We start from the raw sequence: 25,978 nt of genomic DNA on the forward strand, positions 1-25,978 counted from the left end.
GCACATCGACAATTGTCGATGTGCTTTTTTATTGTTGCGCTTCACGTATTTTTTTCTTGAAATAATAAATCGTGCTTCCCAAAATGAATAGAAAAATCAGCGTGATGCTACTCACCAGTTTCCAAGGGAAATTGGTGTGTTTTTCAGGTGGGAGGTTGACGGCGGTAGCATTGTATTTTTTAGCTTCTTTTTCTTGGATGACTAAGTGTTTTTCCCACGAATAGTCTTGATAGCCATCGTTTGCTTTGATTTTTACAGTATAATTTCCAGGAACAAAAGGTTGTTCCTTTAAGTCAATCCGATAATTAAAATTTGTATTAGGGGCCATTGTTAACGACTCTTGGTGATTTTCGTAGCGAGGTTTAGCTTCTTTTTCATAATATAAAGAGGCATCGACTTGTAATTTTTTAATCATAGCCGCTTGTTTGTTTTGGAGATTCATTAATACGCGGTTACGACCGTTAGCTTGATCGGTTTTTACTTCATTTAAAGATAATTCTGGCTGAACAGGTTCATCTGTTTCACTAAGTAAGACGCCGACTACATAAGAAAAACGATTATTGATGGCCACGCCGTTTTCTGAGTGAGCAGGTTGTTCATCTGACTTTTGTTCAAAGTAGAGTCCTCCTAAAACGTACCCATTAAATGGTTTTTCCGGTAAAGTAAGCTGACATTCAACAGTCTTGGTTGAGTGTTTAGGTAGGTGGATTTCTTTTGGTAATTGCGCAATCTCATTAAAAGTAAAAGGTGCAGATGGGTCTTTTTTTGTTTCAGCATGAGAATAATCTGCCAAGCCATTATCATTAGTAATCGCTGCATTGGCTGAAGCTAGCACGGTAATGTCGTTGGCTGTTTGATTCGTTAGTTCGATTTGTAGCTTTTGTGTTTGGTTTGGAGCGACACGTAAATCAAAATAACTTGTTTCTTTGGTTCGTTGATTGTCGGGTAAAATGGCTTTTACAGAAAAAGTCATTTCGCTTGCTTCTACAGAATAAGAGCCAATAAAAAATAAAAAAATGATGACGCTAATAACATGGAGCCATTTAAAAAGCTGCTGATTCATAGTGTGCACTCCTTTTTGACAATTTTTTATAACAAGGTATTGCATGAAACAACTTCATGCAATACCTTGTTTGTTTTCTTTTAAAGTGGTGTATCATCCAAAATCCAAGTAAGCGTTGTTTTATATTGTTTAGCTGCAACTTTTTTCGTTGTCGCAGGAACAGTTAATTGAATGCCTTGAGCAGCGGTCGCTCCGCTACCAAAAGCTAATGTCCAAGTGCCCATTCCTGTTGAAAGAGCGGCAGTCGCCACAGGAGAAGTGGCGGCACCAGTTGGATCCAAGGTTACTGGGACCGTTAATGGCGCCAAAGAAAGTAACTGTGTTGAATTGGGTGTTGCTGCTAAAAAGGTCAAGGACGCATTATCCAAAACAGCGGGTGTTGAATCACTTGTAGCAAATTGCGCACTCTGTTTAACTGATAATTTCCAGCCAAGATTTAGACCACGTTTGTCAGTTACTTGGACATAGTTTGGCACGCTAATTAAATCGCCAGTACTATTTTGTACTTGGTCCAGTTGTGCCGAATAGATTGCTGTTCCGGCTTGAATTTGTTTTGATCCAAAATGGATATTTGAAACATAGTCAATACTAAGGGGTCCGGCTGTACCAGGTTGATGAGGATCAGCAGGATTAGGTGTCACAGGCTGAGAAGGGTTCGTCGGGTTGACAGGTGGCGTGACAGTATTATCAAGAGCAAACGTAATATCAGCGTTGGATTGAATAGAAGCGACTTGGGCTGCTTCAACTTTTGGACTATTTAAAAGCATAAGAGGCGTAGCAACGAACAAAATGCTTGAAATGCGCACGATCTTTTTCATTTTTTATTCCTTCTTTCTTGTTTATTTTTAACTTTTAAAAAAGCTAAATCCTAATTAGAGGGGTGTATCAGAAAGAATCCATTGTAATTCGGCAGTGTAAGATTCTTTGACCGTTAAGTTAAGGTCAGGAGCAACGCTTAAAAAAAGTCCATTTTGTTGGTTCCAAGGAATTTCTACATTGTTATCGTCCGTTGCGGTGTATTGATAAACTTCGGTTGCTAAAGAGGAGATAGGAAAATCACTGCCATTTTTTCGATAAATGAAAGCTTGCTGGATCGTTTTATTTGTAGAAGTTGAATGCATGGGCTGACTCTCTCTTACCAACAAATGCCATGGTGTTTTTGCAACACGACCATCGGCAATGAGGAAAGGAGCGCTAATGGTCGATGGTGAGTAGAGGGTTCGTTTGCTGGGAAAAGGTAAATTTTTAAAGGAAACTGTAGTTGGCATCTGCACAAAACGGAGGGTACCGTTTTTGATAGGTAAAGACTGTTCCTTAGTGATTGGCGTAATTGGCGTTCCGCCACCATCATTGCCAGTAACCGTGCTAGAAAATAAAAGAAATTGGTTTATCCATTCTTCTGTAACCGTTGCTGTATATTGTAAGGTGAATTGTGTATTGGCTTCCGTAAAATTATCTGCTGGCAGCGAATTGTGATAACTCCAATACGGCAAACCAGTGGAACTATCAGTTAAAAGTTGAAGCCCAGCTATTGGCGTACTTAAACCTGCTGCTGATTGTTTTGTTAATGTAGCAGCTGAAAGTTGGGACAGTCCTTTAGGCACCGTTGCTCGTAATTGCTGATTCATCCACGTTGCTGGTTGATTGGTTAAACGTGTGGTTAACGCAAAACGAATGATTTGACCACTTACGACAGAGTTTGCAGCTTCCCAGAGCCCTTGTGCATTTTTCCGCTCAATGATTTGCGTGACCGTTAGTTGAGGCACAGGATAAGCAACTGTTTGAGAAACAGTAGAACTGGTTAGCAAAGGCAGGCCAGTGCGATTGCTGAGCCCTTGGACCCACAAGCTGACCGTTTCTCCTCCTTGGAAAGTGGGTAAATTAGCAAATTGAAAATGGCCATTGGAATCTAAGGACGTTGTGTAAATAGAACCACCATTTATTTGTACTTTAACTTGATAGGTTCCGTTAGATACTTGAGAAGCTTTACCTGAAAGTTGAGTTGAGCCGGCATTGGCGACTACGTTTGTGACTGGTTGGATTGACCAATTGACACTTTGGTCAGCTGAGGGGCTGCTTTGAATATAGTCGGTTGACGTTTTGGAACGAGCAAAGACAATTGTAGAGAGCGTGTCGCCATATTCTAATGGTGAAGCTAACGATGTCGAGAAATTTCCGGCTGCATCGACAGAAATCCCTTTCACCACAATGGGGGTAGTGGTGCCATCATGGCGGTTCAAGGTTAATTGAACAGAGTAGTTATAGTTTGGGTCTTGTACTTGTTGAATGGTCCCTGTTACAGTAGTGTCCAGATGATTTGGTTGAGTTAGTTTGGCTGGTGTGACTTGAGGAACGGGATAATTACCTAAACTAAGTTGAGCTTTGCTAATTATGCCTGTTTTTGTATTATTCCCAATAATAATATTAATTGCGCCTAATCCAGTGCCGACATCTGTAAAGGTTCCTCGAATCGGATAGTCTTTGCCGTTAAGAGCAGAAGGGATTGAAATTCCTCGTTTATAAAGTGCGCCGACATCAAATGAAATGGCGGCAGACCATTTGGTTCCGGGAAGTAACACCAAGGTGCTACTTGGAAAAGTCAGATAAACAGAATGATAAGTGCTACTATAAGAGAGGCTGACGCCGTTAGTTGAACTGTGAATATCTTGAGTGGCTGTTCCTGGATAACTGACAGTCCCTGTTAAAAGAGTCAGAAAATCTTGTTGCTTTAGAGTGTCGTTATCTAACTGGCTTGAAATTTCTGTAGGAAGTTGAATAGCAATAATCGGTCGATCATTAATTGCTAAGCCGATAAGTGTCACACTGTATTCATACGAAAGTGTGATAATATCTTGGTTATACGTTCCCGTGCTTAAGGTACTTTTTAAGGTGCTATTACCAACAGAAACACTAGCTGGCGTAGGTACCATAGGTTCATCGTTTTCAGAGGAAGCATGGGTTTGCTCGGTTTCTTGTTCCACGATATCGGTTGCTTGAGTTGTTTGTTGTTCTGTTGAAACTGAAGTAAATGTTTCACTAAAAGTAGAGGCGTGAGTTGTAGGGTTCAGTGTTTCAGAATGAGCTATCAAAGGTTGAGTCAGCGATAAAAAAAGCCATGATATGATGCAAGAAAAGATTCCCCAGACGAACTTATTCAAAACCATCCTCTCCTTTTTTGATATTATATGTATAATGACGAAAATATATAATGCGTAAATATTGAGTACATACATTCTATAATGGGCCATTCATAAAGTAAAGCGATTACATCCGATGGTGAACAAGATATTTTGTTCACAATCTTTTAGTGTTTTAAGAAGGAAATTTCTCGAAATTCTATGCTTTTTTAATCCGAAAAAATTAAAAAACTGATAGTTTGCTAAAAATCGAGTCTTTCTTTCACTTCTTAGCACTTAAAATATTTACATTTTCCTAGGGATAGTGTACTATTTAAAGGTATGCATAAATAAAGTTTGATGTATAAAATTAAATGTTATTCGGAGGGAAACAAATGTCTGCGAAATGGGAAAAAAAAGGCACTAATGATGGTGTATTAACTTTTTCAATCGAACAAGCAGTAATCGAAAAAGGATTAACGCAAGCGTTCAATAAAGTGAAAAAAAACTTAAACGTACCTGGTTTCCGTAAAGGAAAAGTATCACGTACTGTTTTTAACCGTATGTATGGAGAAGAAGCGTTATACGAAGATGCGTTAAACGCTGTTTTACCAGAAGCATATGAAGCGGCTGTATTAGAAGCAGGAATTGAACCAGTAGCACAACCAAAAATTGATGTTGAAAGCATGAATAAAGGGGAAGACTGGGTTATCACTGCTGAAGTAACTGTAAAACCTGAAGTAAAATTAGGCGAATACAAAAACTTAACAGTGTCTAAACAAGACCGTGAAGTAACAGATGAAGACGTGGAAGCACGTTTGAAACGCGAACAAGAATCTCAAGCTGAATTAGTAATCAAAGAAGATGCCGCTGCTGAAAATGGCGACACTGTAGTTATCGACTTTGAAGGCTTCTTAGGCGACGAAGCATTTGAAGGCGGCAAAGGCGAAAATTACTCATTAGAATTAGGTTCTAATTCATTTATTCCAGGCTTTGAAGACCAATTAGTTGGCAAAAAAGCTGGCGAAGAAGTAGAAGTAAACGTTACTTTCCCTGAAGATTACCAAGCAGAAGATTTAGCTGGTAAAGAAGCAGTCTTCAAAGTAACTGTTCATGAAGTAAAAGCAAAAGAATTACCAGAATTGGATGATGAATTTGCAAAAGACGTTGACGATTCAGTAGAATCATTAGACGAATTAAAAGAAAAATTCCGTAAAGAATTGACAGAAGCAAAAGAAGCAGCAGCTGAAGAAGCAAAAGACGAAGAAGCAATTCGTTTAGCTGTTGAAAATGCTGAAATCGTTGAATTACCACACGTAATGGTTCACGACGAAGTTCACCGTTCAATGGATGAATTCTTAAACAACATGCAACGCCAAGGAATTTCTCCTGAAATGTACTACCAATTAACTGGTTCTACAGAAGAAGATTTACACAAACAATTTGAAGGCGAAGCAGAAACACGCACAAAAACAAACTTAGTGATTGAAGCAGTTGCCAAAGCTGAAAACATCGAAGTAACACAAGAAGACATCGATGCTGAAGTGAAAGATTTAGCAGAACAATACAACATGCCTGAAGCGCAAGTACGCAAAGTATTAAACAACGACATGTTAGAACACGATATTCGTATGAAACGTGCTGTTGAAACAATTACTGAAACAGCTGTTGAAAAATAAACATTTTTAATAAGCTCTTCATTCGATAGAGTTTTCTAAAACTGTAGATGGAAGGTGTCTTTCATCTACAGTTTTTTTCATATAAAATAACTTTTGAAAGGGTGTGTCAAAATGGATAAAAATTATTCGAAAATTAAATATGGATTAGTGGTGTTTGGCATCTTATGCTTGACGTACAATCTCTGGGAATTTTTTACGGCTAAGTATTCAACAAAACAAGGTGTGACGTTTGTTATCGAATGTTTACTTGGAATTGGTCTAATCTTTTTACCGGATCTTGTCAATAAATTTTTAAAAATTATTATGCCACCGACTATCGTTTATTTTTACTGGTTTTTCTTATTTATTTCAGTATTCCTAGGAACCTCGTTGCATATGATCTCAATCATTTCGTTCTGGGATAAAATTTTACACTTTGTTAGTCCGATGCTGTTAACTGCTGTGGGTTATGGTATTGCTGCTTTCCTATTGAAGAAAACGAAGTACGCCGATGTTTCCCCGTGGTTATTTTTATTATTTGGGTTTGCATTTGCAGGGCTTTGTGGCGTCTTCTGGGAATTCTGGGAATTTATCTGCGATTCATTAGGAAACATGAACTTACAACGCTATAATATGTCCAACGGCCAACCATTTATTGGGCGTGCTGCTTTGATGGATACGATGGGGGATTTATTTACCAATACCCTTGGGGCCTTTGTGATGGGCGTGTACACGTATATCAGAAGCAAAGGAAATCCTGAGTATTTAGAAAATTATGCGATAAAGAGAAAATAATAAAAAAGCGATTCAACCATGGTTGAATCGCTTTTTTGCTGTTTTTTTAAGCAGGTACTTCGACAGGTTTTTTCAAAAGTCCGTAGACAATTCCTGAAATAATCGCCCCAATTAAGATGAACAATAGATATAGTAATGGATTACTTAATAGGAAGACGACGAAGATTCCTCCATGTGGTGCCAATAATTTGATACCAAACGCACCAACCAACGCACCAGTAAAGGCAGAACCTACCACGAAACTTGGAATCACACGTAATGGGTCAGCTGCTGCAAAAGGAATTGCCCCTTCAGTGACAAAAGAAAGTCCCATTACAATATTGGTTAAGCCGGCATCTTGTTGATCTTTTGTAAATTTATTTTTAAATAAACGAGTTGCTACGAAAATTGCTAATGGAGGAACCATTCCGCCAGCCATTACAGAAGCCATGACCACGCTGCCACCTTCTGCAACAGTACTTGCTAGCGTAGCTGTACCGAAAACATAAGCAGCTTTGTTAACTGGTCCACCTAAGTCGATGGCCATCATACCAGCTAATAAGGCACCAAGTAAAGCTGCATTTGTGCCATCTAAGCCAAGTAGGAAATGATTTAACGCATCATTAATTGCTTTCATCGGGATGTTAATGACTAACATTAATAAGCCTGTAATAATCAAACCAAAAACTGGATAGAATAAAATGGTTTTAATTCCATCTAATGATTTTGGCAAGCCTTTGAAAACTTTACGTAAAAGAACCACTACATAACCAGCTAAGAAACCACCGATTAGGGCCCCAAGGAACCCAGCTCCTCCAGCGTTTGCTAACGCACCAGCGGCGAAACCAGCAACTAAGCCTGGACGATCCCCGATACTAGAAGCAATAAAACCAGCTAAGACAGGTAACATAAAGCCAAATGCTGCGCCACCAATTTGGTTAAACCAGCTAGCTACGTCATTGTAATTCCCTAAGTTGGCTAATTGATCTTGAGGAACTCCGATAAATTGATCAATCATAAAGGAAAGAGCAATGGCAATTCCGCCACCAATAACGAAAGGTAACATATGAGAAACACCATTCATTAAATCTTTATAGATACGAGAACCGATTGAACCTTCCGCTGAATCCTCTTGGTCGCTTGCAGCCGAGTCACTGCCATGGAAAGTAGGAGCTTCACCACTAATGGCTAAGTTAATTAGTTCTTCGGTTTTACGAATTCCATCACTGACGGGACGATTGACTAATTTTTTACCATCAAATCGATTCATTTCTACTTTTTTATCGGCTGCAACAATCACGCCATCAGCACGAGCAATATCTTCAGCAGTTAAACGATTTTTAATTCCTTCTGAACCGTTTGTTTCTACTTTAATGTCTACGCCCATTTCTTTTGCTTTTTTCTTCAGCGCATCTTCGGCCATGTAAGTATGAGCAATTCCTGTAGGACAAGCAGTCACAGCAATAATATATTTACGATTGCTTTCTGGTGCTGGCGTTGTTTGTTCTTGTTCTGCTTTTTCTTCCGCTTCTTTTTGATCTTCTGCTGCTTGGAAAAGAGCTTGTACTGCTTCTGGAGTTTCCGCTTCTTTCAATTTGCCAACAAATTCTGGATCGATAAGTAATCGAGAAAGGGCCGCAAGCGCTTGGAGATGTGTATCATTGGCGCCTTCTGGAGCAGCAATCATGAAGAATAGATAAGTAGGTTGTCCATCTAGTGCTTCATAATCAACACCTTTTTTACTTTTAGCAAAAAGAACTGTCGGTTCTTTTACGGCACTATTTTTTGCGTGAGGCATAGCGATGCCGTCGCCTAAACCAGTCGATGTTTGTGCTTCGCGTTTTAAAATTCCCTCTTTGTAAGTGTCAATGTCAGAGATGCGGCCACCATCGTATAATTTTTGGACCATTTCATCAATCGCGCCTTTTTTATCAGTAGCTTGTAAATCCATAATCATGACATCTTTTATTAATAAATCATTAATGTTCACTCTATTTTCCTCCCTTAGTGGATTTATTCTGAAATTTTTTCAATTGTTACTTCGTGAATAAGTTCTTGGATAAAATCTTCTGAGGCTAAATCATCAGAAAATGCGGTCGCGCTACCGCAAGCGACACCCCATTTGAAAGCCTCTAAAGGATCTTGTGTTTTTGAAAAGTTGCCAATAAAACCAGCAATCATTGAGTCGCCAGCGCCGACAGAATTTTTCAGTGGACGTTTTAAAACGTTGGAACGATAAACACCTTCTGTTGTGAAAAGTAATGCACCATCACCAGCCATTGAGATAATTACGTGTTGTGCTCCTTCTTCTAGTAACCGATGTCCATAAGGTAAAATATCTTCAACACTTGTAAAGGTTGTATGATATAATTCTGCCAACTCATGATTATTTGGCTTGACCAATAAAGGCTTTTGTGACAAAGCGTTCATTAAATCTTCACCTGTCGTATCAATAACAAATTCTGCGCCTTTTTCCTTCACAATTTGGATTAACTCTTCGTAAAATCCTTTGCGTAGAGAAGCAGGTGTACTTCCTGAAAGAACAACAATATCACCAGCCTGAACACGACTAACTGCTTGTTTTAGTTCTTGAATTTCTTCGTTTGTTAGGGCAGGTCCTAAGCCGTTAATTTCTGTTTCAGTATCTGATTTCAATTTAATGTTGATTCGTGTATCAGCAGACACGGGAGTGAAATTCGTTTGGATTTCTTCTTTTTTCAACCAATCGGCAATGAATGAGCCTGTAAAACCACCTAAAAAACCTAAGGCAGTGGATTCTGTCTCCATACGTTTTAAAATACGTGAAACGTTGATTCCTTTGCCGCCAGGTAATTTAAAATCATTCGTCATCCGATTCAAATCACCAATTTGTAGATGATCGACATGAACGATAAAGTCGATAGAAGGGTTTAAAGTCACTGTGTAAATCATTTGTTTGCCTCCATTAAAATAGTTTTTTGCTGGAATCCTTGAAGCGATTCAGCAGGGCAGTAGTCAGTTAGTAAAGTAACTGACTCTAATTCTTCCACTTTGGTAAACGTTACTTCATTAAATTTTGTATGATCCAGTAAAACATAGGCTGTTTCTGCTTGATGAATAGCCAAGGCTTTTAGCGCTGCTTCTTCGGGATCAGGCGTCGTTAAACCAAACTCTAAATGTGCGCCGTTAGTTCCTAAAAAAGCTTTGTTAAAACGAAAATGTTGTAGCTGTTCCATACTAGTGGCACCAATGATTGCTTTAGTGGAGAGCTTCAAAGTACCACCGAGCATAATAGTGGGAATTTCCATATCGCTAAGTTTTGCAGCGTGATGCACGGAATTCGTCACTACATGGATTTGTTTCCCAACTAAAAAAGGGATCATTTCTAACGTGGTTGAACCAGCATCTAAATAGATCATATCGCCATCTTGTACACAACTAGCGGCTAAAGAAGCAATCTTTTGCTTTTCGTGCGTGTTTTTGATTGATTTTTCCGTCATGTTTTGTTCAAAGCCTAAATTAAGAATACGCTTAGCTCCGCCGTGAATGCGTTCTAACAAATTGGCGTCTTCTAATTCTTGTAAATCGCGGCGGATTGTGGATTCTGAAGCATTGAATAAGTTAGCAAGTTCTTGTGATTTGACGACTGATTTTTGATCTAACAATTGTAAAATTTTTTGATGTCGTTCTTCCGTAAGCATTTTCATCCCTCATTTCATGGATATAATAGCACAAATGAAAACGCTAATCAATCTAAAACGGTCAAAAACATTCAAAAAAATTAAAAAACAGTCATAAGAGAAAAAGAAAGCTGCTGAACTCAGGTTCAGCAGCTTTCTTTAATTCACTAAATCATTCGGTAAAGTTTTTTGATAAATCTCTTTTTTGACTTGGTAAGCGAGTTTTTCATCGGTCAAAATAATGAGCACATCGCCAACATGCATAACAGTATCACCATGTGTTAAAATTTCCGATTCGCCACGCCGAATGGAAGTGAGCAACATTTGTTTAGGCCAGACAAAATCACGTACCATCGTATCATCTAAGGAACTTTCTGCAGTGATAGGTAATTCGATAATCGTTTTGTGGCCACGAATATTACTTACTTTAGAAGGAACCAAACGTTCTAATAAGCTTTCATAAATTGGCTTGCCGCCAAGACTATCGATGGTAATATAACTAACTAAAGCGACAACCCCTAAAGACATTAAATGAGAAAAATTGCCGACCATTTCTGTTACTAAAATAATCGCTGTTAACGGTGCTTTACCAATCGCAGTAAAATAACCAGCCATGGCAAAAATTAAAAAGTTTTTCACAAAAATTGGATCCATCCCTACGTATTGGACAAGTAGACTGCCATACAATGTTCCGATAATGGCACCTAAAGTTAGAATAGGCAAGAAAATACCACCAGGGAGATTCGAACCGTAAGAAACCATTGAAAAAACAAAACGTAAAACCAGTAAGCCGACTAAAGCCCAAATCGTGGCCGGTTGATTGCCTAAAGCTAAAACAATTTGATTCCCACCGCCAAGTAAATGTGGAAAGAAATAACCAATCGGTAAAATCAAAATAAAAGGAACAAAGCCATAATAATTAGAAGAAAGGCCTTTGATTTTTCCATATACTTTTGGTAAGGACAACAATGTTTTTTGATATATCCAACCTAATAATCCTAGCAAAACGCCCAGCAGTACTAATGTCCAATAGTACTCTAAAGGCAAAGATTTAACCGGACCAATATAAAGAACTGGCTGCAATCCGAAGAAATGCAAAGAAACAAAGTTAGCGGAAATGGCCGCAGAAAAAGAGGTTAACCAAACTAAAGGTGAAAAGGAATGGTGAACCTCTTCTAGAACAAATAAAAGTCCTGCGATTGGTGCATTAAAAGCGGCGGCTAAACCAGCACTGGCACCACTACTGATTAAAATTTTTTCTTCAGACTTGGTGCTTTGCCGCCATTGACTATAGCCTTGTCCAACCACTGCACCTAGTTGAATTGAAGGACCTTCACGTCCCAAAAATAGCCCAGGACTAATCGCTAAGATCCCACCGATAAATTTTTTCCAAAGCACTGGAAACCAGTGAATTTCTAATTGACCTTGAAGTTGTCCTTCCACTTGGGGGATGCCACTGCCTTTAATTGCTGGTTCGCTCTTAATCAGTCGTCCTAATAAATAAGCAAGTACGAGAGAAAATAAGAACCAAGGAATCATCCAAAAGGGTTTTTCGTGAAACGTTTGATACAGATGAACGACTTGTTCGCCAATTTTTTCAATGCCTAAGCGAAATAAGCTGACAACAAAGCCGACCAGGATTCCGACGACGATGCCTTTAAGGATAAAGCCGATTCGGGTACCATCTAATTGTTTAATTTCATGTACATCATTATTCATTTCATTTTTAGCCTCCATCACTACTTACTAATGTACTGCGGTTTGACTTGATTTACAAGAAAATTTCATATAAAAAGAAAAAGATTTTTTGTTCTTTTCTAAAGAACTTCAAAGGGATTTTTGGTATACTGTATAAGATTGAAAAAAGAGAGAGGACGTTTAATATGACACAAAAACATGCCTTGGTTCAGGGAATGAATCCTCGACAAGAAGAAGCCGTTTTGCATACAGAAGGACCACTGTTAGTCATGGCTGGTGCTGGTAGTGGAAAAACGCGGGTTTTAACACACCGAATTGCCTATCTAATTGAGGAAAAAGAAGTAAATCCATGGAATATTTTGGCGATTACGTTTACCAATAAAGCTGCTAAAGAAATGAAAGAGCGTGTAAATAAATTACTGGAAACGGGTGGTGAAGATGTATGGGTCTCCACTTTTCACTCCATGTGTGTAAGAATTTTACGTCGTGATGTGGATCAGATTGGTTACAACCGTAATTTTACAATTATTGACCCATCGGAACAAAAAACATTAATGAAACGCATCTTAAACGACTTAAATATTGATTCAAAAAAATATGATCCTCGCTCAATTTTAGGTACGATTAGCAATGCCAAAAATGAATTACAAACGCCTGAAAAAGTTGCTGAAATGCAAGGTTCCTTATATGAAGAAATTGTCGCAAAATGCTATGAAGCCTATCAAAAAGAATTACGTAAAAACCAATGTATGGATTTTGATGATTTGATTATGAATACGATTCGTTTATTTAATGAACAACCAGATACGTTGGCTTTCTACCAAAATAAATTTCACTATATTCATGTGGATGAATACCAAGATACCAATCATGCACAATATACCTTAGTCAATTTATTGGCTGCACGTTTCAAAAATCTGTGTGTCGTAGGTGATGCCGACCAAAGTATCTATGGTTGGCGCGGGGCGGATATGCAAAATATCTTGGATTTTGAAAAAGATTATCCAGATGCCAGTGTAATTTTGCTAGAACAAAATTATCGATCCACCAAAAACATTTTGGCGGCTGCGAATGATGTCATCAAAAATAACCGTAACCGCCGCGAGAAAGAACTGTGGACAGAAAATATAGACGGTGAAAAAATTGTCTATTATCGCGGGGACACAGAACGGGATGAAACACAATTTATTGTGAGCCAAATCCAAAAAGAAATGCGGGAAAATGACCGAATTTATGGTGATTTTGCGGTATTATATCGGACCAATGCCCAATCCCGTGTAGTGGAAGAAATGCTCTTGAAATCTAATATTCCGTATACCATGGTGGGCGGACATAAATTCTACGACCGTAAAGAAATTAAAGATATTTTGGCTTATTTAAGTTTGATTGCCAATCCAGATGATTCGATTAGTTTTGAACGAATTGTCAATGAACCAAAACGAGGAATCGGTAAAAGTTCAATTGAAAAATTACGACTATTTGCGGATACGCATGGTTGGGCTTTGCTGGAAGCTGCCCAAAATGTTGATTTGGCAAATATTTCAGGAAAAGCGGGTAAAGAGCTTGGTAATTTTGGCATGATGATTCAAGACTTAATGAAAACAGTGCCCTATTTAACGATTACAGAATTGGTGAAAGAAACTTTACAACGTAGTGGTTATCGGGAAGCTTTGATGGCGCAAAATAATTTAGAGTCTCAAGCTCGCTTAGAAAACTTGGACGAATTTTTATCTGTGACACAAGAATTTGATAAACGTTTTGAAGCGCAAAACAACGACGATCCAAATGGCGAAGAAACAAAATTGGCGGATTTTTTAACAGATTTAGCCTTGGTTTCTGATCTAGATAATTTAGAAGAGAGCTCTTCACAAGTAACCTTAATGACGTTGCATGCGGCCAAAGGGCTGGAATTTCCAGTGGTCTTTTTAATGGGCTTAGAAGAAGGGGTTTTCCCATTATCACGTGCCATGCTAGAAGAAAGTGAACTGGAAGAAGAACGGCGCTTGGCTTATGTTGGTATCACACGAGCGGAAGAAGCCTTGTTCTTAACGAATGCTTATTCGAGAACATTATATGGTCGCACGCAATATAATCGACCAAGTCGCTTTTTAGAAGAAATTGAGGCGGAGCGTTTAATGAAACAAGGGGCGGCGGCCAATTTACAGAAAGCTCCAGCGCGCACCTTTGATCCTAAAGTATTCAAGCCCAGCGCAAGTAAACCAGCTTATACACAGCCAGCTACAAAATCAGTTAGCAACAAAGTGGCAAGTGGTGGCGAAAAAGTTTCTTGGCAAGCAGGTGATAAGGTCCAACATAAAGCATGGGGCGTTGGTACAGTCGTTCGTGTAGGCGGTTCGGCCAAAGACTTAGAGTTGGACATTGCTTTCCCAGAAAAAGGCATAAAACGGTTGTTAGCGGCATTTGCACCAATTGAAAAAATTTAACATGCAAAATAGGTCAGCGATTTAATGAGAAATCACCATTAGATAAATTCTTTTTATTTTCTATCTTAGTGTAAATGTGTTAAAAAGACGATGAGAGCATTACACTTATGAGGAGGAGTTCTACGATGGAACAACAACCATTAACATTAACGGCGGCGACAACTCGTGCGCAAGAATTAAGAAAACAACTCAATCAATATTCCCATGAATATTATGTCAAAGATCAACCATCCGTAGAAGATTATGTTTACGATCGTTTGTATAAAGAGTTAGTCGATATTGAAACGGAGTTTCCTGATTTAATCACGCCAGATTCGCCGACACAACGTGTAGGTGGCAAAGTTTTATCTGGTTTTGAAAAAGCTCCGCATGACATTCCAATGTATAGTTTAAATGATGGGTTTAGCAAGGAAGACATTTTTGCTTTTGATGAACGTGTTCGTAAGGCGATTGGTAAACCCGTTGCTTACTGTTGCGAGTTGAAAATTGATGGGTTAGCAATTTCATTACGTTATGAAAACGGGGTGTTTGTACGCGGAGCAACACGAGGCGATGGAACGGTTGGTGAAAATATTACAGAGAACTTACGAACGGTTCGCTCTGTACCGATGCGTTTAACGGAGCCCATTTCAGTGGAAGTTCGTGGCGAGTGCTACATGCCTAAACAATCCTTTGTCACATTAAATGAAGAACGTGAAGAAAATGGCCAAGATATTTTTGCCAATCCTCGGAATGCAGCGGCGGGAAGCTTGCGCCAATTAGATACAAAAATTGTGGCGAAACGGAACTTAAATACGTTTTTATACACAGTTGCTGACTTTGGACCAATGAAAGCGAAGACGCAGTTTGAGGCATTAGAAGAGCTTTCTGCAATTGGTTTTAGAACCAATCCCGAACGGCAATTATGTCAGTCAATCGATGAAGTTTGGGCCTACATTGAAGAATACCATGAAAAGCGGAGCACTTTGCCATACGAAATCGATGGAATTGTGATTAAAGTGAACGAATTTGCGTTGCAAGATGAATTAGGTTTCACTGTCAAAGCACCTCGCTGGGCGATTGCCTACAAATTTCCACCAGAAGAAGCAGAGACAGTAGTGGAAGATATTGAATGGACAATTGGGCGCACGGGAGTGGTCACTCCTACTGCGGTCATGGCTCCTGTACGAGTGGCGGGAACCACGGTTAGTCGGGCAAGTTTGCATAATGCAGATTTTATTCAAATGAAAGATATCCGTTTAAATGATCATGTTATTATTTACAAAGCCGGCGATATTATCCCAGAAGTAGCGCAAGTCCTAGTTGAAAAACGTGCAGCCGATAGTCAACCTTATGAAATACCGACACATTGTCCAATTTGTCATAGTGAGTTGGTGCATTTAGATGAGGAAGTGGCGTTACGTTGTATTAATCCAAAATGCCCTGCGCAAATTAAAGAAGGGCTGAATCACTTTGTCTCACGAAACGCAATGAACATTGATGGCTTGGGGCCACGAGTGTTAGCACAAATGTATGACAAAGGATTAGTGAAAGACGTAGCGGATCTGTATTTCTTAACAGAAGAACAATTAATGACTTTGGATAAAATCAAAGAAAAATCAGCAAACAACATTTATACTGCCATTCAAGGGAGTAAAGAAAACTCTGTCGAACGTTTGATTTTTGGCTTAGGGATTCGCCATGTGGGTGCGAAAGCGGCGAAAATTTTAGCGGAGCATTTTGGTGATTTACCAACCTTAAGTCGTGCAACCGCGGAAGAAATTGTGGCTTTGGATTCAATTGGCGAAACAATCGCAGACAGCGTTGTGACGTATTTTGAAAATGAGGAAGTTCATGAATTAATGGCTGAACTGGAAAAAGCCCAAGTGAACTTGACATATAAAGGTCTCCGGACAGAACAATTAGCAGAAGTGGAGTCACCTTTCAAAGACAAAACAGTTGTTTTAACAGGGAAATTAACGCAGTACACTCGCGAAGAAGCCAAAGAAAAAATTGAAAATCTTGGTGGAAAAGTTACAGGGAGTGTTTCGAAAAAAACTGACATTGTGGTTGCTGGCGAAGATGCTGGCAGTAAATTAACCAAAGCTGAAAGCTTAAGCGTGACCGTTTGGAATGAACAAGAAATGGTCGATGCGTTAGATGCAAGTCATTTTTAAGAAGAAAAATTAACGTTGTCAGATTTTATGTAGTAATTTGATGGTATACTTATTTTAGTCATAAAAGTTATATGAACGAGGACTTTCTGAGTTGAGAAAGGAGGTTGATGCTTATGCGCAATTCTTCTTACTTTAACGAAAGGAGCAATGTTTTTGTCCGTTGAAGCAGCGCTAGGACTGATGATTGGTTTTGCAACACTTGTTGTGACCATTATCTTCGGTATCTTAGCGCTTGTCTTAGACAACAAAAATAACCGTTCATAAGCTTTGAGGAGCTGAACGGTTAAGCGTTTGAAATAAAACCAATAACTCAGTAAGCCACCAGTTCTTATAACTGGTAGTGGCTATTAGAGAGGTATGTTCCTGCATATCTCTCTTTTCATTTTCATAATAACATATTTCCGTCATTTTTGCGAGCGACAAATTATCAATGAAATTCAAGGTTTCATCTAAAATATCCGACCATTTTATGGTAGAATGGGAACAGAGTGAGCAGCTGTGCTAAGCTGTTTAAAGAAATACAATCCAATTGATTAATCTGAAAATGAAAATTTCAGTAAATGATAGAAAGAAGGGTATCTATGGCAATTACAGAAGAACAAGTCAAACATGTCGCTAAATTATCAAAATTATCTTTCTCCGAAGAAGAATTAGCGGACTTTACCAATCAACTAGATAAAATTATTGATATGGTGGAATTACTAGAAGAAGTAGATACAACAGGGGTTCCTTTTACTTCAAATGTGAATGAATCAATCAATGTCATGCGTGAAGACGTAGCGACACCAGGAATGGACCGTAAAGAATTAATGCGGAATGTTCCGGAATCAGAGAATGGTTACATTAAAGTGCCTGCAATTATGGATAACGGGGAGGCAGGAGCCTAATGGAAAAATTATACGACAAATCGTTAACAGAGTTACATGATTTATTGGTCTCAAAAGAAATCACTGCAGTTGATTTAACCGAAGAAACATTAAATCGTATTCAAGATACAGAAGAACAACTAGGTTCTTTTATCACAGTTAGTGAAGAAAAAGCAATGGCATTAGCCAAAGCGATTGACTTAAAAGGCATCACTGAAAGTAATCCATTAGCTGGGATTCCTATTGGGATTAAAGACAACATTGTCACAAAAGATATTTTAACAACAGCTGGCTCAAAAATGTTACACAATTTTGACCCAATTTATGATGCGACCGTGATGGATAAAGTCTATCAAGCAGATATGATTCCAGTCGGAAAATTGAACATGGATGAATTTGCCATGGGCGGAAGTACGGAAACGTCTTACTTCAAGAAAACAAAAAATGCTTGGGATCAAACCAAAGTTCCTGGCGGTTCTTCTGGTGGTTCAGCTTCTGCTGTCGCAGCCGGACAAGTCCCAGTTTCTTTAGGGAGTGATACAGGTGGTAGTATCCGCCAACCAGCCGCATTCAACGGTATTGTGGGCCTAAAACCAACTTATGGACGTGTGTCTCGTTTTGGTTTGATTGCTTTTGCTTCAAGTTTAGACCAAATTGGTCCATTGACACGAAATGTTAAAGACAATGCCTTAGCTTTAAACGCAATTAGTGGTTATGACGAAAAAGACGGCACTTCTGCAGGCGTTTCTGTTCCTGATTTTACGGCAGATTTAACTGGCGACATCAAAGGCATGAAAATTGCTTTACCAAAAGAATACTTAGGTGAAGGGGTACAACCTGATGTTCGTGAAGCGGTATTAAAAGCAGCAGAAACATTTAAATCTTTAGGAGCAACGGTGGAAGAAGTTAGTTTGCCACATTCTAAATACGGCGTAGCGGTTTATTATATTATTGCCTCTTCAGAAGCAAGTTCAAACTTACAACGCTTTGATGGTATTCGTTATGGTTACCGTTCCGAAAATGTCCAAAATCTAGAAGATGTCTATGTTAATTCACGTTCTGAAGGTTTCGGAACAGAAGTTAAACGTCGGATTATGTTAGGAACCTTCTCTTTAAGTGCTGGTTATTATGATGCGCACTTTAAAAAGGCTGGTCAAGTCCGTACACTAATCAAACAAGATTTTGAGAATGTCTTTGCGGATTATGACTTAATCATTGGCCCATCCACACCAACAGTTGCCTTTGGTCTAGGGGAAAACATCAATGATCCAATCACAATGTATATGAATGATATTTTAACCATTCCTGTCAACTTAGCAGGACTACCAGGCATGTCAATTCCAGCAGGCTTCTCAGAAGGCTTGCCAGTTGGTTTACAAATTATTGGGAAACATTTTGACGAGCATACAATGTATAAAGCAGCCTATGCTTTTGAACAAGCGACAGATTTCCATACGAAAAAACCAGTCATTTTAGGGGGGAACGATTAATGAACTTTGAAACTGTCATTGGATTAGAAGTCCACGTAGAATTGAAAACCAACTCTAAAATTTTCTCCTCTGCGCCAGCGCATTTCGGAGCAGAACCAAACAGCAACACAAATGTGGTTGACTGGAGTTACCCAGGTGTTTTGCCTGTCATGAATAAAGGTGCCTTAGAATTTGGCATGAAAGCAGCACTTGCGTTGAACTGTGAAATTTCAAAAGAAACACATTTTGACCGTAAAAACTATTTTTACCCAGATAACCCGAAAGCATACCAAATTTCTCAATTTGATCAACCAATCGGACATGATGGTTGGATTGAAATTGAAGTCGAAGGCAAAAAGAAAAAAATTCGCATTGAACGGGTGCATTTAGAAGAAGATGCTGGGAAAAATATTCACGGCACAGATGGCTATTCTTATGTAGACTTGAATCGTCAAGGCACGCCTTTAATTGAAATCGTTTCTGAAGCAGACATGCGTTCACCAGAAGAAGCGTATGCTTATTTAGAAGCGTTGCGTTCAATTATCCAATTTACAGAAGTTTCTGATGTGAAAATGGAAGAAGGTTCTATGCGTTGTGATGCCAATATTTCTTTACGTCCGTATGGTCAAGAAGAATTTGGTACTAAAGCGGAATTAAAGAACTTGAACTCTATGAACTTTGTAAAAAAAGGTTTAGCTTATGAAGAAAAACGCCAGGCCAAAGTCCTATTATCTGGTGGCGAAATTCAACAAGAAACACGCCGCTTTGATGAAGCAACTAGTACAACGTTGCTTATGCGTGTTAAAGAAGGCTCAAGTGACTACCGTTACTTCCCAGAGCCAGATGTTCCTCGTTTTTCAATTGATGATGAATGGATTGAAAAAGTTCGCGCTAGTTTGCCAGAAATGCCAGCCTCACGTCGTGCCCGTTATATCAGTGAATTAGGGTTACCTGAATACGACGCAATGGTCTTGACTTTAACGAAAGAAATGTCAGATTTCTTTGAAGCAACTTTAGCAAACGGTGCAGATGCGAAACAAGCATCAAACTGGTTAATGGGCGAAGTTTCTGCTTACTTAAACAGTGAAAAAGTTGAATTAGCCGATACTAAACTAACACCAGAAAATCTAGCGGGTATGATTACTTTGATTAACGATGGCACAATCAGCTCGAAAATTGCGAAGAAAGTGTTCAAAGAGTTAATTGAAAACGGTGGAGACGCTAAAGAAGTTGTCGAAGCAAAAGGCCTTGTTCAATTATCTGATCCAGCGCAATTATTACCAATGATTAACGAAGTTTTAGACAACAACCAACAATCAATTGATGACTTTAAAAACGGAAAAGACCGTGCAGTTGGTTTCCTTGTTGGACAAATTATGAAAGCAACTCGTGGACAAGCAAACCCAGGTGTGGTTAACAAGTTATTGCAAGAAGAGCTTTCAAAACGATAAGAAAGTAGCAGGCAAACCATGAAAAAAGCTAGAGTGATTTATAATCCAACGTCAGGAAAAGAGTTAATCAAAAAGAACTTAGCCGATATTTTATCTATTTTAGAAGAATGTGGTTATGAAGCCAGTGCATTTGCGACCACACCAGAAGAAAATTCAGCACGCAATGAAGCACATCGTGCTGCGCGTGCAGGATTTGATTTACTAGTAGCTGCAGGTGGAGATGGGACCATTAATGAAGTCGTGAATGGGATTGCTCCGTTGAAGCGGCGCCCTAAAATGGCCATTATTCCCGCTGGAACGACGAATGACTATGCACGGGCATTGAAGATTCCTCGTGATAATATCGTTAAGGCAGCAGAAGTGATTAAAAAAAATCAAACTGTCAAAATGGATATTGGCCAAGCCGGCAAAAATTACTTTATCAATATTGCGGCGGGTGGTCATTTAACGGAACTGACGTATGAAGTTCCATCAGAGTTGAAAAGTATTTTTGGTTACTTAGCGTACTTAGCCAAAGGAGCCGAAATGTTGCCGCGAGTGAAGCCGATTAAAATGCGCATGACGTATGATGAAGGTGTGTACGAAGGCAACGCATCAATGTTTTTCCTAGGGCTGACTAACTCGGTGGGTGGTTTCGAGCAAATCGTACCAGACGCTAAATTAGATGATGGTAAGTTTTCATTAATCATTGTAAAAACAGCCAATATTTTTGAGATTCTTCATTTAGTTGCGTTAATGTTAAATGGTGGAAAGCATGTTGAAGATCATCGACTAATCTATACAAAGACCAGCTATTTACATGCAGAAACGTTAGAAAAGAACAATAAAATGATGATTAATTTAGATGGTGAATATGGAGGCGATGCTCCAATGACCTTTAAAAATATGCATCAACACATTGAAATTTTTGCAAATGGTGATGCACTGCCGTCCAATGCAATTATGGGTTCTGTCTTAACTGGTAGCGATGAGATTGTCGTAGAATCAGAAGACGAAGAGGAAGAAGCATATAACGAAGCTAGCAAAGAATTTGTCAAAGAAGTTGAACGACTAACAGACGAAGATATTGATGGCGATGGAAAGATTGCCGAAAAAGAAAAGCACTAGGTAGTCCGTGAATAGCTAATGAAAGATTTAGTTGATAAGATCTTTCATTGGCTATTTTTTGACTAAGGGAAAGGGTCTCATTCTTTTATTTACCTAAAAAGCTCAAACGGAATTGCTAAATCGCCATGAAAATTCGTTGTTGCTTTTCTTAGGTATTTTCATTAGAATGAGTGAAGTGTATAAAAAGAAGGAGCGACTTATGAAAAATTATCCAGTAAAGAAAAATGACGTCATTGAAGTAGAAATCATTGACTTGACGCATGATGGTTTAGGCGTGGCAAAAGTGGACCATTATCCATTGTTTATTGAAAATGCCTTACCAGGTGAAAAACTTGAAATCAAAGTCTTAAAAACAGGCAAAAGTTTTGGTTATGGGAAAGTATTGACTGTCCTAAAAAGCAGTGAACAGCGTGTTCCCGTGAAAGATGAAAACTTTACAAAAGTCGGGATCAGTCCGTTGCAACATTTAGCGTACGGCGCCCAACTATCATTTAAAACGCAACAAGTAGAAAATGTTATGCAACGTGTCGCTAAATTGCCAGAAGTCCCTGTTTTACCAACAATTGGGATGAACGATCCGTGGCATTACCGGAACAAAGCACAAATTCCCGTGCGTAAAATTGACAACCAACTACAAACAGGTTTTTTCCGGAAAAATAGCCATGATTTAATTCCGATGGAACATTTCTATATTCAAGACCCAGAAATTGATGCAGCAATTGTTAAAATCCGTGACATTATGCGTAAATATAGCGTAAAACCTTATAACGAATCTGATAATACAGGGAACTTACGCCATATTGTCGTTCGTCGTGGCTACCATACTGGGGAGATGATGGTTGTTCTAATTACGAGAACACCGAAATTATTCCCAATTAGTAAAATTGTGCCAGATATTTTGGAAGCTATTCCGGAAGTAGTCAGCATTGTACAAAATGTAAATTCAAAACGAACCAATGTCATTTTTGGCGACGAAATCATCTTATTACATGGGTCTGAAAAAATTACAGATACTATTTTTGATTTGAAATTTGAAATTTCCGCGCGTTCATTTTATCAAGTAAATCCACAACAAACAGAAGTGATGTATCAAAAAGTTAAAGAGTATGCGGCTTTAACAGGCAATGAAATTGTGGTGGATGCCTATTGCGGGATTGGGACGATTGGCTTAACTTTAGCCCAAGATGCAAAGCAAGTTTACGGTATTGAAGTAATTGAAGAAGCGGTCAAAGATGCAGAAAATAATGCTAAATTAAACAACATTGAGAATGCCACTTTCACGGCTGGTTTAGCGGAAGAATTATTGCCAAAATTAGTTGAAAATGGCTTGCAACCAGATGTTGTGGTGGTGGATCCACCACGGAAAGGGTTAGATGGTCAATTAGTAAACACATTAATTGAAACGCAACCTGAACGAATTGTTTATGTCAGCTGTAATCCAGCCACACTCGCTCGCGACATTGCATTATTAACAGAAGGTGGCTATGAAGCAAAAGAAATTCAACCAGTGGATAATTTCCCACAAACGACCCACATTGAATCTGTCACGTTATTAACAAAGGCGGTGGATTAAATGAATGAAAAAGAAAAAATGTTAGAATTAATTAAAAAGAAACAAGGTGGTGGCCGTTCTAAAAAAATGGAAACTCCCAAAAATGATCGTAAAAACATGCGCAAAGGGCCTAAAATTTTTAATAAATAAGCGGTTATCAGTAAAAAGTTGTCGCCCATTAATGAAATGGGCGACAACTTTTTTGTTAAAGCATTCCTAGCCAAACAAATAAGTTGTTATTTTGCTAGTAAATCTGTTATTTTAGACAAAAGACAAGGAGGGCTATTCAGTGGAATATGTAACAACATTAGAAGAATTAGAAGAAAAAATTACAGACAATCGTCTACAAGCCGTCTTTTTGACAGCAAAAAATTGTAGTGTTTGTACAGTTGATAAACCGATTGTCGAAAAAATTGCAACAAAATATGAATTTCCTACATACATTGCAGAAGCTGATAAAAGTCCAGAAATAATTGGACAATTAAATGCTTTTTCTGCACCGACCATTATCTTATACTATGAAGGAAAAGAAATTCATCGCCAAGCTAAAATTATTAACTTTCAAGAAATTGAAAAGAGAGTTCGACAAGTACAAGAAAATAGTTAATCAAAAAGGAAGCCACCGATCACGGAGAGGCTTCCTTTTTAATTATCTCGCTAAATGTTCAGTTTGTTGTTGAGAAAAAAGTTGATAACTGACAAAAACTTCTGCTCTTTTATTTACTTCTAATTTAACGAAAATATTGTGGATATGTGTTTTTACTGTCCCGATTGATAGGAATAATTCGTTGGCTATATCTTGATTTGTTTTGCACTCTAAAAGTAACGAAAGCACTTCTCGTTCTCGCTGCGTTAATTGATAGGCATCACAAAAAGGCGCCAAAAGTACGGGTTCATCTGATTGATTTTCTTCCAATTTAGCAGCGTCTTTTTCAAGAACCGACAGAGGAAAATCACGATTACAGAAGTAGATAATGGCGATGGAGAGAATGATTGTATAAATATCTTCAGAAACGTTTCGGTTGTTAATTTTAAAGACAATATCAGAATATTGGTCAATGTTAAAAATAACGAAGGTATCTTCCAAAAGAATCGCCACACCGAAACCAATGCTTAGCCAACCAATAAAACGAAGATATTTTTTCGCAAGGGCTGATAAAGGATCTATTCGTAATTGATAGAGCGCATAGCATCCAAGGTAAATTAAAAATAGCTGATTGGGTAAATAGTACAACCAAACTTTTAAGGCGGAATTTTGTGAAAATGGAATAGCTAGCATCCATAAACCAATTAAAAATAACCAGACAAATTGATAATTTTTAAAAGGACGACCACTAATAGTATTGATAATAGCCAGATAGGCAAAATTACAACAAATAAAAATGATGGTCTTTAAAAAAGGTGCGGTCATAAAAGTCTGATTATATTCGGTTGCAAACGAATTAATGAACTCAGTCATATAAACAATCACATTGTCACAAATAAAAATAACCATTAAAAAGAGAAGCAATAAAAAAATCGGTTGTTTATTTTTCAAGTAAAGATTTAAGGTAAAGGTTGAAGTAAACGAATATAAAATAATCAACAAGATGTTATAAATAAAAACAAATGTCACGATTGGAAACCCCTTTCATCTTTTATTTTAAGTGAATGATTTTTCAAAATAATTATACCATTTTCAAATCTATGATTGGTCAGAAATTAGAGAGAAATCCGCCTAAACTTTTATAAACCCCTGGTGTACCAACGGTTTATAACCATAAATAAACTTTTTTTACTGAAAAATCACGCCGAAAAAGAAAGCGTTTTCTAACTTTTGGCGGATAGTAAACTCTTCGCTAAACTTGGTAAAGTCAATGTGCAAACAAAAACAACTTTTAGGAGGAACACATCATGAAAAGAGATTACGTTACAACAGAAACATATACGAAAGAGGAAATGCACTACTTAGTCGATTTATCATTAAAAATTAAAGAAGCGATTAAAAATGGGTATTATCCGCAACTGTTAAAAAACAAATCTTTAGGAATGATTTTCCAACAATCTTCAACTCGAACACGAGTATCTTTTGAAACTGCAATGGAACAATTAGGTGGACATGGCGAATATTTAGCACCTGGTCAAATTCAATTAGGGGGACATGAAACGATTGAAGATACCAGCCGTGTATTGTCACGTTTAGTAGATATTTTGATGGCTCGTGTGGAACGTCACCATAGTATTGTTGATTTAGCTAATTGTGCTACCATCCCAGTCATTAACGGTATGTCTGATTACAATCATCCAACCCAAGAATTAGGTGATTTGTGTACCATGGTTGAGCATTTACCAGAAGGCAAAAAATTAGAAGATTGTAAAGTTGTCTTTGTCGGAGATGCGACACAAGTTTGTTTTTCTTTAGGATTAATCACAACAAAAATGGGCATGAATTTTGTTCACTTCGGTCCAGAAGGCTTCCAATTAAATGAAGAGCATCAAGCGAAATTAGCAAAAAATTGTGAAGTTTCAGGCGGTAGCTTTTTGGTCACAGATGATGCAAGTTCTGTTGAAGGCGCTGATTTCTTGTACACGGATGTTTGGTATGGCTTGTACGAAGCGGAATTATCTGAAGAAGAACGTATGAAGGTTTTCTATCCAAAATATCAAGTGAATCAAGAAATGATGGATCGGGCAGGTGCCAATTGTAAATTCATGCACTGTTTACCAGCAACACGTGGGGAAGAAGTAACTGATGAAGTGATTGACGGTAAAAATTCTATTTGTTTCGATGAAGCAGAAAACCGTTTAACATCTATTCGTGGCTTATTAGTATATCTTATGAATGATTATGAAGCAAAAAATCCTTATGATTTAATCAAGCAAGCAGAAGCGAAAAAAGAACTAGAAGTTTTCTTAGACACTCAAAGCATTTAACGGCCAACTGTCCACTGATTGAAAAAATGAATCAGTGGACAGTTTATAAAGA

General features: G+C 38.2%; 22 protein-coding genes. 13 read left to right on the top strand and 9 right to left on the bottom strand.

Translation table 11 applies throughout. The annotated features are described in order from the left end of the window. Positions 1 to 28: 28 nt before the first annotated feature. From IGI63_RS12075 to IGI63_RS12085, 3 genes are read right to left on the bottom strand one after another with little or no spacing between them, the layout of a single operon-like run. Positions 29 to 1,108 (bottom strand): DUF916 and DUF3324 domain-containing protein, encoded by a 1,080-nt coding sequence (locus tag IGI63_RS12075; RefSeq protein WP_429975854.1) that lies wholly within the window; start codon positions 1,106 to 1,108, stop codon positions 29 to 31. Between the two features lie 35 nt (positions 1,109 to 1,143). Then, positions 1,144 to 1,881 (bottom strand): WxL domain-containing protein, encoded by a 738-nt coding sequence (locus tag IGI63_RS12080; protein ID WP_002358689.1) that lies wholly within the window; start codon positions 1,879 to 1,881, stop codon positions 1,144 to 1,146. Between the two features lie 54 nt (positions 1,882 to 1,935). After that, positions 1,936 to 4,311 (bottom strand): hypothetical protein, encoded by a 2,376-nt coding sequence (locus tag IGI63_RS12085; protein ID WP_429975855.1) that lies wholly within the window; start codon positions 4,309 to 4,311, stop codon positions 1,936 to 1,938. A 263-nt stretch (positions 4,312 to 4,574) separates the two neighbouring features. Between IGI63_RS12085 and tig the strand changes: the two genes are divergently transcribed. Beyond that, complete coding sequence (tig, locus tag IGI63_RS12090) at positions 4,575 to 5,858, top strand: trigger factor (protein WP_002355556.1); 1,284 nt, start codon at positions 4,575 to 4,577, stop codon at positions 5,856 to 5,858. A 111-nt stretch (positions 5,859 to 5,969) separates the two neighbouring features. Continuing rightward, a complete protein-coding gene (locus IGI63_RS12095; protein ID WP_002355557.1) occupies positions 5,970 to 6,632 on the top strand; it encodes a hypothetical protein in 663 nt (220 codons plus the stop codon). Between the two features lie 46 nt (positions 6,633 to 6,678). On the opposite strand, the gene IGI63_RS12100 is transcribed toward IGI63_RS12095, so the two are convergent. The 4 genes from IGI63_RS12100 to IGI63_RS12115 form a co-directional block, all read right to left on the bottom strand. Then, the gene (locus IGI63_RS12100) at positions 6,679 to 8,601 is read right to left on the bottom strand and encodes a PTS fructose transporter subunit IIABC (protein ID WP_002366176.1); all 1,923 of its coding nucleotides are present in this window, start codon (positions 8,599 to 8,601) and stop codon (positions 6,679 to 6,681) included. A gap of 23 nt (positions 8,602 to 8,624) precedes the next feature. Beyond that, positions 8,625 to 9,542 carry a 1-phosphofructokinase gene (pfkB, locus tag IGI63_RS12105; RefSeq protein WP_002363177.1) on the bottom strand — a complete coding sequence of 306 codons (918 nt, stop codon included), beginning with the start codon at positions 9,540 to 9,542 and terminating at the stop codon, positions 8,625 to 8,627. Continuing rightward, the gene (locus IGI63_RS12110) at positions 9,539 to 10,291 is read right to left on the bottom strand and encodes a DeoR/GlpR family DNA-binding transcription regulator (protein ID WP_002389626.1); all 753 of its coding nucleotides are present in this window, start codon (positions 10,289 to 10,291) and stop codon (positions 9,539 to 9,541) included. Before IGI63_RS12110 ends, pfkB begins: the two co-directional genes overlap by 4 nt. A gap of 138 nt (positions 10,292 to 10,429) precedes the next feature. Then, positions 10,430 to 11,989 carry a ClC family H(+)/Cl(-) exchange transporter gene (locus IGI63_RS12115; RefSeq protein WP_002358694.1) on the bottom strand — a complete coding sequence of 520 codons (1,560 nt, stop codon included), beginning with the start codon at positions 11,987 to 11,989 and terminating at the stop codon, positions 10,430 to 10,432. 164 nt (positions 11,990 to 12,153) lie between these two features. On the opposite strand from IGI63_RS12115, the gene pcrA reads away from it, so the two are divergent. After that, positions 12,154 to 14,412 (top strand): DNA helicase PcrA, encoded by a 2,259-nt coding sequence (gene pcrA, locus IGI63_RS12120; protein WP_010708284.1) that lies wholly within the window; start codon positions 12,154 to 12,156, stop codon positions 14,410 to 14,412. 125 nt (positions 14,413 to 14,537) lie between these two features. Then, positions 14,538 to 16,568 (top strand): NAD-dependent DNA ligase LigA, encoded by a 2,031-nt coding sequence (gene ligA / locus IGI63_RS12125; protein ID WP_429975856.1) that lies wholly within the window; start codon positions 14,538 to 14,540, stop codon positions 16,566 to 16,568. Here the strand turns inward: ligA and IGI63_RS12130 are convergent. Then, complete coding sequence (locus tag IGI63_RS12130; RefSeq protein ID WP_002382998.1) at positions 16,565 to 16,780, bottom strand: hypothetical protein; 216 nt, start codon at positions 16,778 to 16,780, stop codon at positions 16,565 to 16,567. The genes ligA and IGI63_RS12130 overlap by 4 nt on opposite strands. Between IGI63_RS12130 and IGI63_RS12135 the strand changes: the two genes are divergently transcribed. The 8 genes from IGI63_RS12135 (at position 16,746) to IGI63_RS12170 (ending at position 23,620) form a co-directional block, all read left to right on the top strand. Further along, positions 16,746 to 16,832, top strand: a complete 87-nt coding sequence (locus tag IGI63_RS12135; protein ID WP_306173767.1) for a hypothetical protein — start codon at positions 16,746 to 16,748, stop codon at positions 16,830 to 16,832. The two genes, IGI63_RS12130 and IGI63_RS12135, sit on opposite strands and share 35 nt — an antisense overlap. A gap of 317 nt (positions 16,833 to 17,149) precedes the next feature. Next, positions 17,150 to 17,455 (top strand): Asp-tRNA(Asn)/Glu-tRNA(Gln) amidotransferase subunit GatC, encoded by a 306-nt coding sequence (gene gatC, locus IGI63_RS12140; protein WP_002355569.1) that lies wholly within the window; start codon positions 17,150 to 17,152, stop codon positions 17,453 to 17,455. Next, entirely contained in the window at positions 17,455 to 18,924 is a 1,470-nt protein-coding gene (gatA, locus tag IGI63_RS12145; protein ID WP_002368026.1) for an Asp-tRNA(Asn)/Glu-tRNA(Gln) amidotransferase subunit GatA, read from the top strand. Before gatC ends, gatA begins: the two co-directional genes overlap by 1 nt. Next, positions 18,924 to 20,354 carry an Asp-tRNA(Asn)/Glu-tRNA(Gln) amidotransferase subunit GatB gene (gatB, locus tag IGI63_RS12150; RefSeq protein WP_002358703.1) on the top strand — a complete coding sequence of 477 codons (1,431 nt, stop codon included), beginning with the start codon at positions 18,924 to 18,926 and terminating at the stop codon, positions 20,352 to 20,354. Before gatA ends, gatB begins: the two co-directional genes overlap by 1 nt. Positions 20,355 to 20,372: 18 nt before the next feature. Continuing rightward, positions 20,373 to 21,461, top strand: a complete 1,089-nt coding sequence (locus IGI63_RS12155) for a diacylglycerol kinase (RefSeq protein WP_002355572.1) — start codon at positions 20,373 to 20,375, stop codon at positions 21,459 to 21,461. Positions 21,462 to 21,660: 199 nt separating this feature from the next. Next, the gene (gene rlmD, locus IGI63_RS12160; RefSeq protein ID WP_429975857.1) at positions 21,661 to 23,034 is read left to right on the top strand and encodes a 23S rRNA (uracil(1939)-C(5))-methyltransferase RlmD; all 1,374 of its coding nucleotides are present in this window, start codon (positions 21,661 to 21,663) and stop codon (positions 23,032 to 23,034) included. Continuing rightward, positions 23,035 to 23,163, top strand: coding sequence for a hypothetical protein (locus tag IGI63_RS12165; protein WP_002355577.1), 129 nt, complete (start codon positions 23,035 to 23,037; stop codon positions 23,161 to 23,163). It abuts the gene before it with no gap. A gap of 139 nt (positions 23,164 to 23,302) precedes the next feature. Further along, positions 23,303 to 23,620, top strand: a complete 318-nt coding sequence (locus IGI63_RS12170; RefSeq protein WP_002355583.1) for a thioredoxin family protein — start codon at positions 23,303 to 23,305, stop codon at positions 23,618 to 23,620. 42 nt (positions 23,621 to 23,662) lie between these two features. Here IGI63_RS12170 and IGI63_RS12175 read toward each other — a convergent pair whose 3' ends face one another. Then, positions 23,663 to 24,508, bottom strand: a complete 846-nt coding sequence (locus IGI63_RS12175; protein WP_002392183.1) for a helix-turn-helix domain-containing protein — start codon at positions 24,506 to 24,508, stop codon at positions 23,663 to 23,665. 398 nt (positions 24,509 to 24,906) lie between these two features. Here IGI63_RS12175 and ptcA point away from each other — a divergent pair, with 398 nt between their 5' ends. Then, the gene (ptcA, locus tag IGI63_RS12180) at positions 24,907 to 25,926 is read left to right on the top strand and encodes a putrescine carbamoyltransferase (RefSeq protein WP_002355587.1); all 1,020 of its coding nucleotides are present in this window, start codon (positions 24,907 to 24,909) and stop codon (positions 25,924 to 25,926) included. The last annotated feature ends 52 nt before the right edge of the window (positions 25,927 to 25,978 follow it).

Source organism: Enterococcus sp. DIV0086 (assembly GCF_050498705.1).
Lineage (GTDB): Bacteria > Bacillota > Bacilli > Lactobacillales > Enterococcaceae > Enterococcus > Enterococcus faecalis.

Excerpts from the sequence above, each read along its gene's own strand:
- IGI63_RS12095 (WP_002355557.1), top strand. The coding sequence starts at position 5,970 with ATGGATAAAAATTATTCGAAAATTAAATATGGATTAGTGGTGTTTGGC.
- IGI63_RS12115 (WP_002358694.1), bottom strand. The coding sequence starts at position 11,989 with ATGAATAATGATGTACATGAAATTAAACAATTAGATGGTACCCGAATC.
- IGI63_RS12130 (WP_002382998.1), bottom strand. The coding sequence starts at position 16,780 with ATGGTCACAACAAGTGTTGCAAAACCAATCATCAGTCCTAGCGCTGCT.
- gatA (WP_002368026.1), top strand. The coding sequence starts at position 17,455 with ATGGAAAAATTATACGACAAATCGTTAACAGAGTTACATGATTTATTG.
- IGI63_RS12110 (WP_002389626.1), bottom strand. The coding sequence starts at position 10,291 with ATGCTTACGGAAGAACGACATCAAAAAATTTTACAATTGTTAGATCAA.
- IGI63_RS12155 (WP_002355572.1), top strand. The coding sequence starts at position 20,373 with ATGAAAAAAGCTAGAGTGATTTATAATCCAACGTCAGGAAAAGAGTTA.
- rlmD (WP_429975857.1), top strand. The coding sequence starts at position 21,661 with ATGAAAAATTATCCAGTAAAGAAAAATGACGTCATTGAAGTAGAAATC.
- gatC (WP_002355569.1), top strand. The coding sequence starts at position 17,150 with ATGGCAATTACAGAAGAACAAGTCAAACATGTCGCTAAATTATCAAAA.
- IGI63_RS12085 (WP_429975855.1), bottom strand. The coding sequence starts at position 4,311 with ATGGCCCATTATAGAATGTATGTACTCAATATTTACGCATTATATATT.
- IGI63_RS12075 (WP_429975854.1), bottom strand. The coding sequence starts at position 1,108 with ATGCAATACCTTGTTATAAAAAATTGTCAAAAAGGAGTGCACACTATG.
- IGI63_RS12175 (WP_002392183.1), bottom strand. The coding sequence starts at position 24,508 with ATGGTTATTTTTATTTGTGACAATGTGATTGTTTATATGACTGAGTTC.
- ligA (WP_429975856.1), top strand. The coding sequence starts at position 14,538 with ATGGAACAACAACCATTAACATTAACGGCGGCGACAACTCGTGCGCAA.
- gatB (WP_002358703.1), top strand. The coding sequence starts at position 18,924 with ATGAACTTTGAAACTGTCATTGGATTAGAAGTCCACGTAGAATTGAAA.
- pcrA (WP_010708284.1), top strand. The coding sequence starts at position 12,154 with ATGACACAAAAACATGCCTTGGTTCAGGGAATGAATCCTCGACAAGAA.
- tig (WP_002355556.1), top strand. The coding sequence starts at position 4,575 with ATGTCTGCGAAATGGGAAAAAAAAGGCACTAATGATGGTGTATTAACT.
- IGI63_RS12080 (WP_002358689.1), bottom strand. The coding sequence starts at position 1,881 with ATGAAAAAGATCGTGCGCATTTCAAGCATTTTGTTCGTTGCTACGCCT.
- pfkB (WP_002363177.1), bottom strand. The coding sequence starts at position 9,542 with ATGATTTACACAGTGACTTTAAACCCTTCTATCGACTTTATCGTTCAT.
- IGI63_RS12165 (WP_002355577.1), top strand. The coding sequence starts at position 23,035 with ATGAATGAAAAAGAAAAAATGTTAGAATTAATTAAAAAGAAACAAGGT.
- ptcA (WP_002355587.1), top strand. The coding sequence starts at position 24,907 with ATGAAAAGAGATTACGTTACAACAGAAACATATACGAAAGAGGAAATG.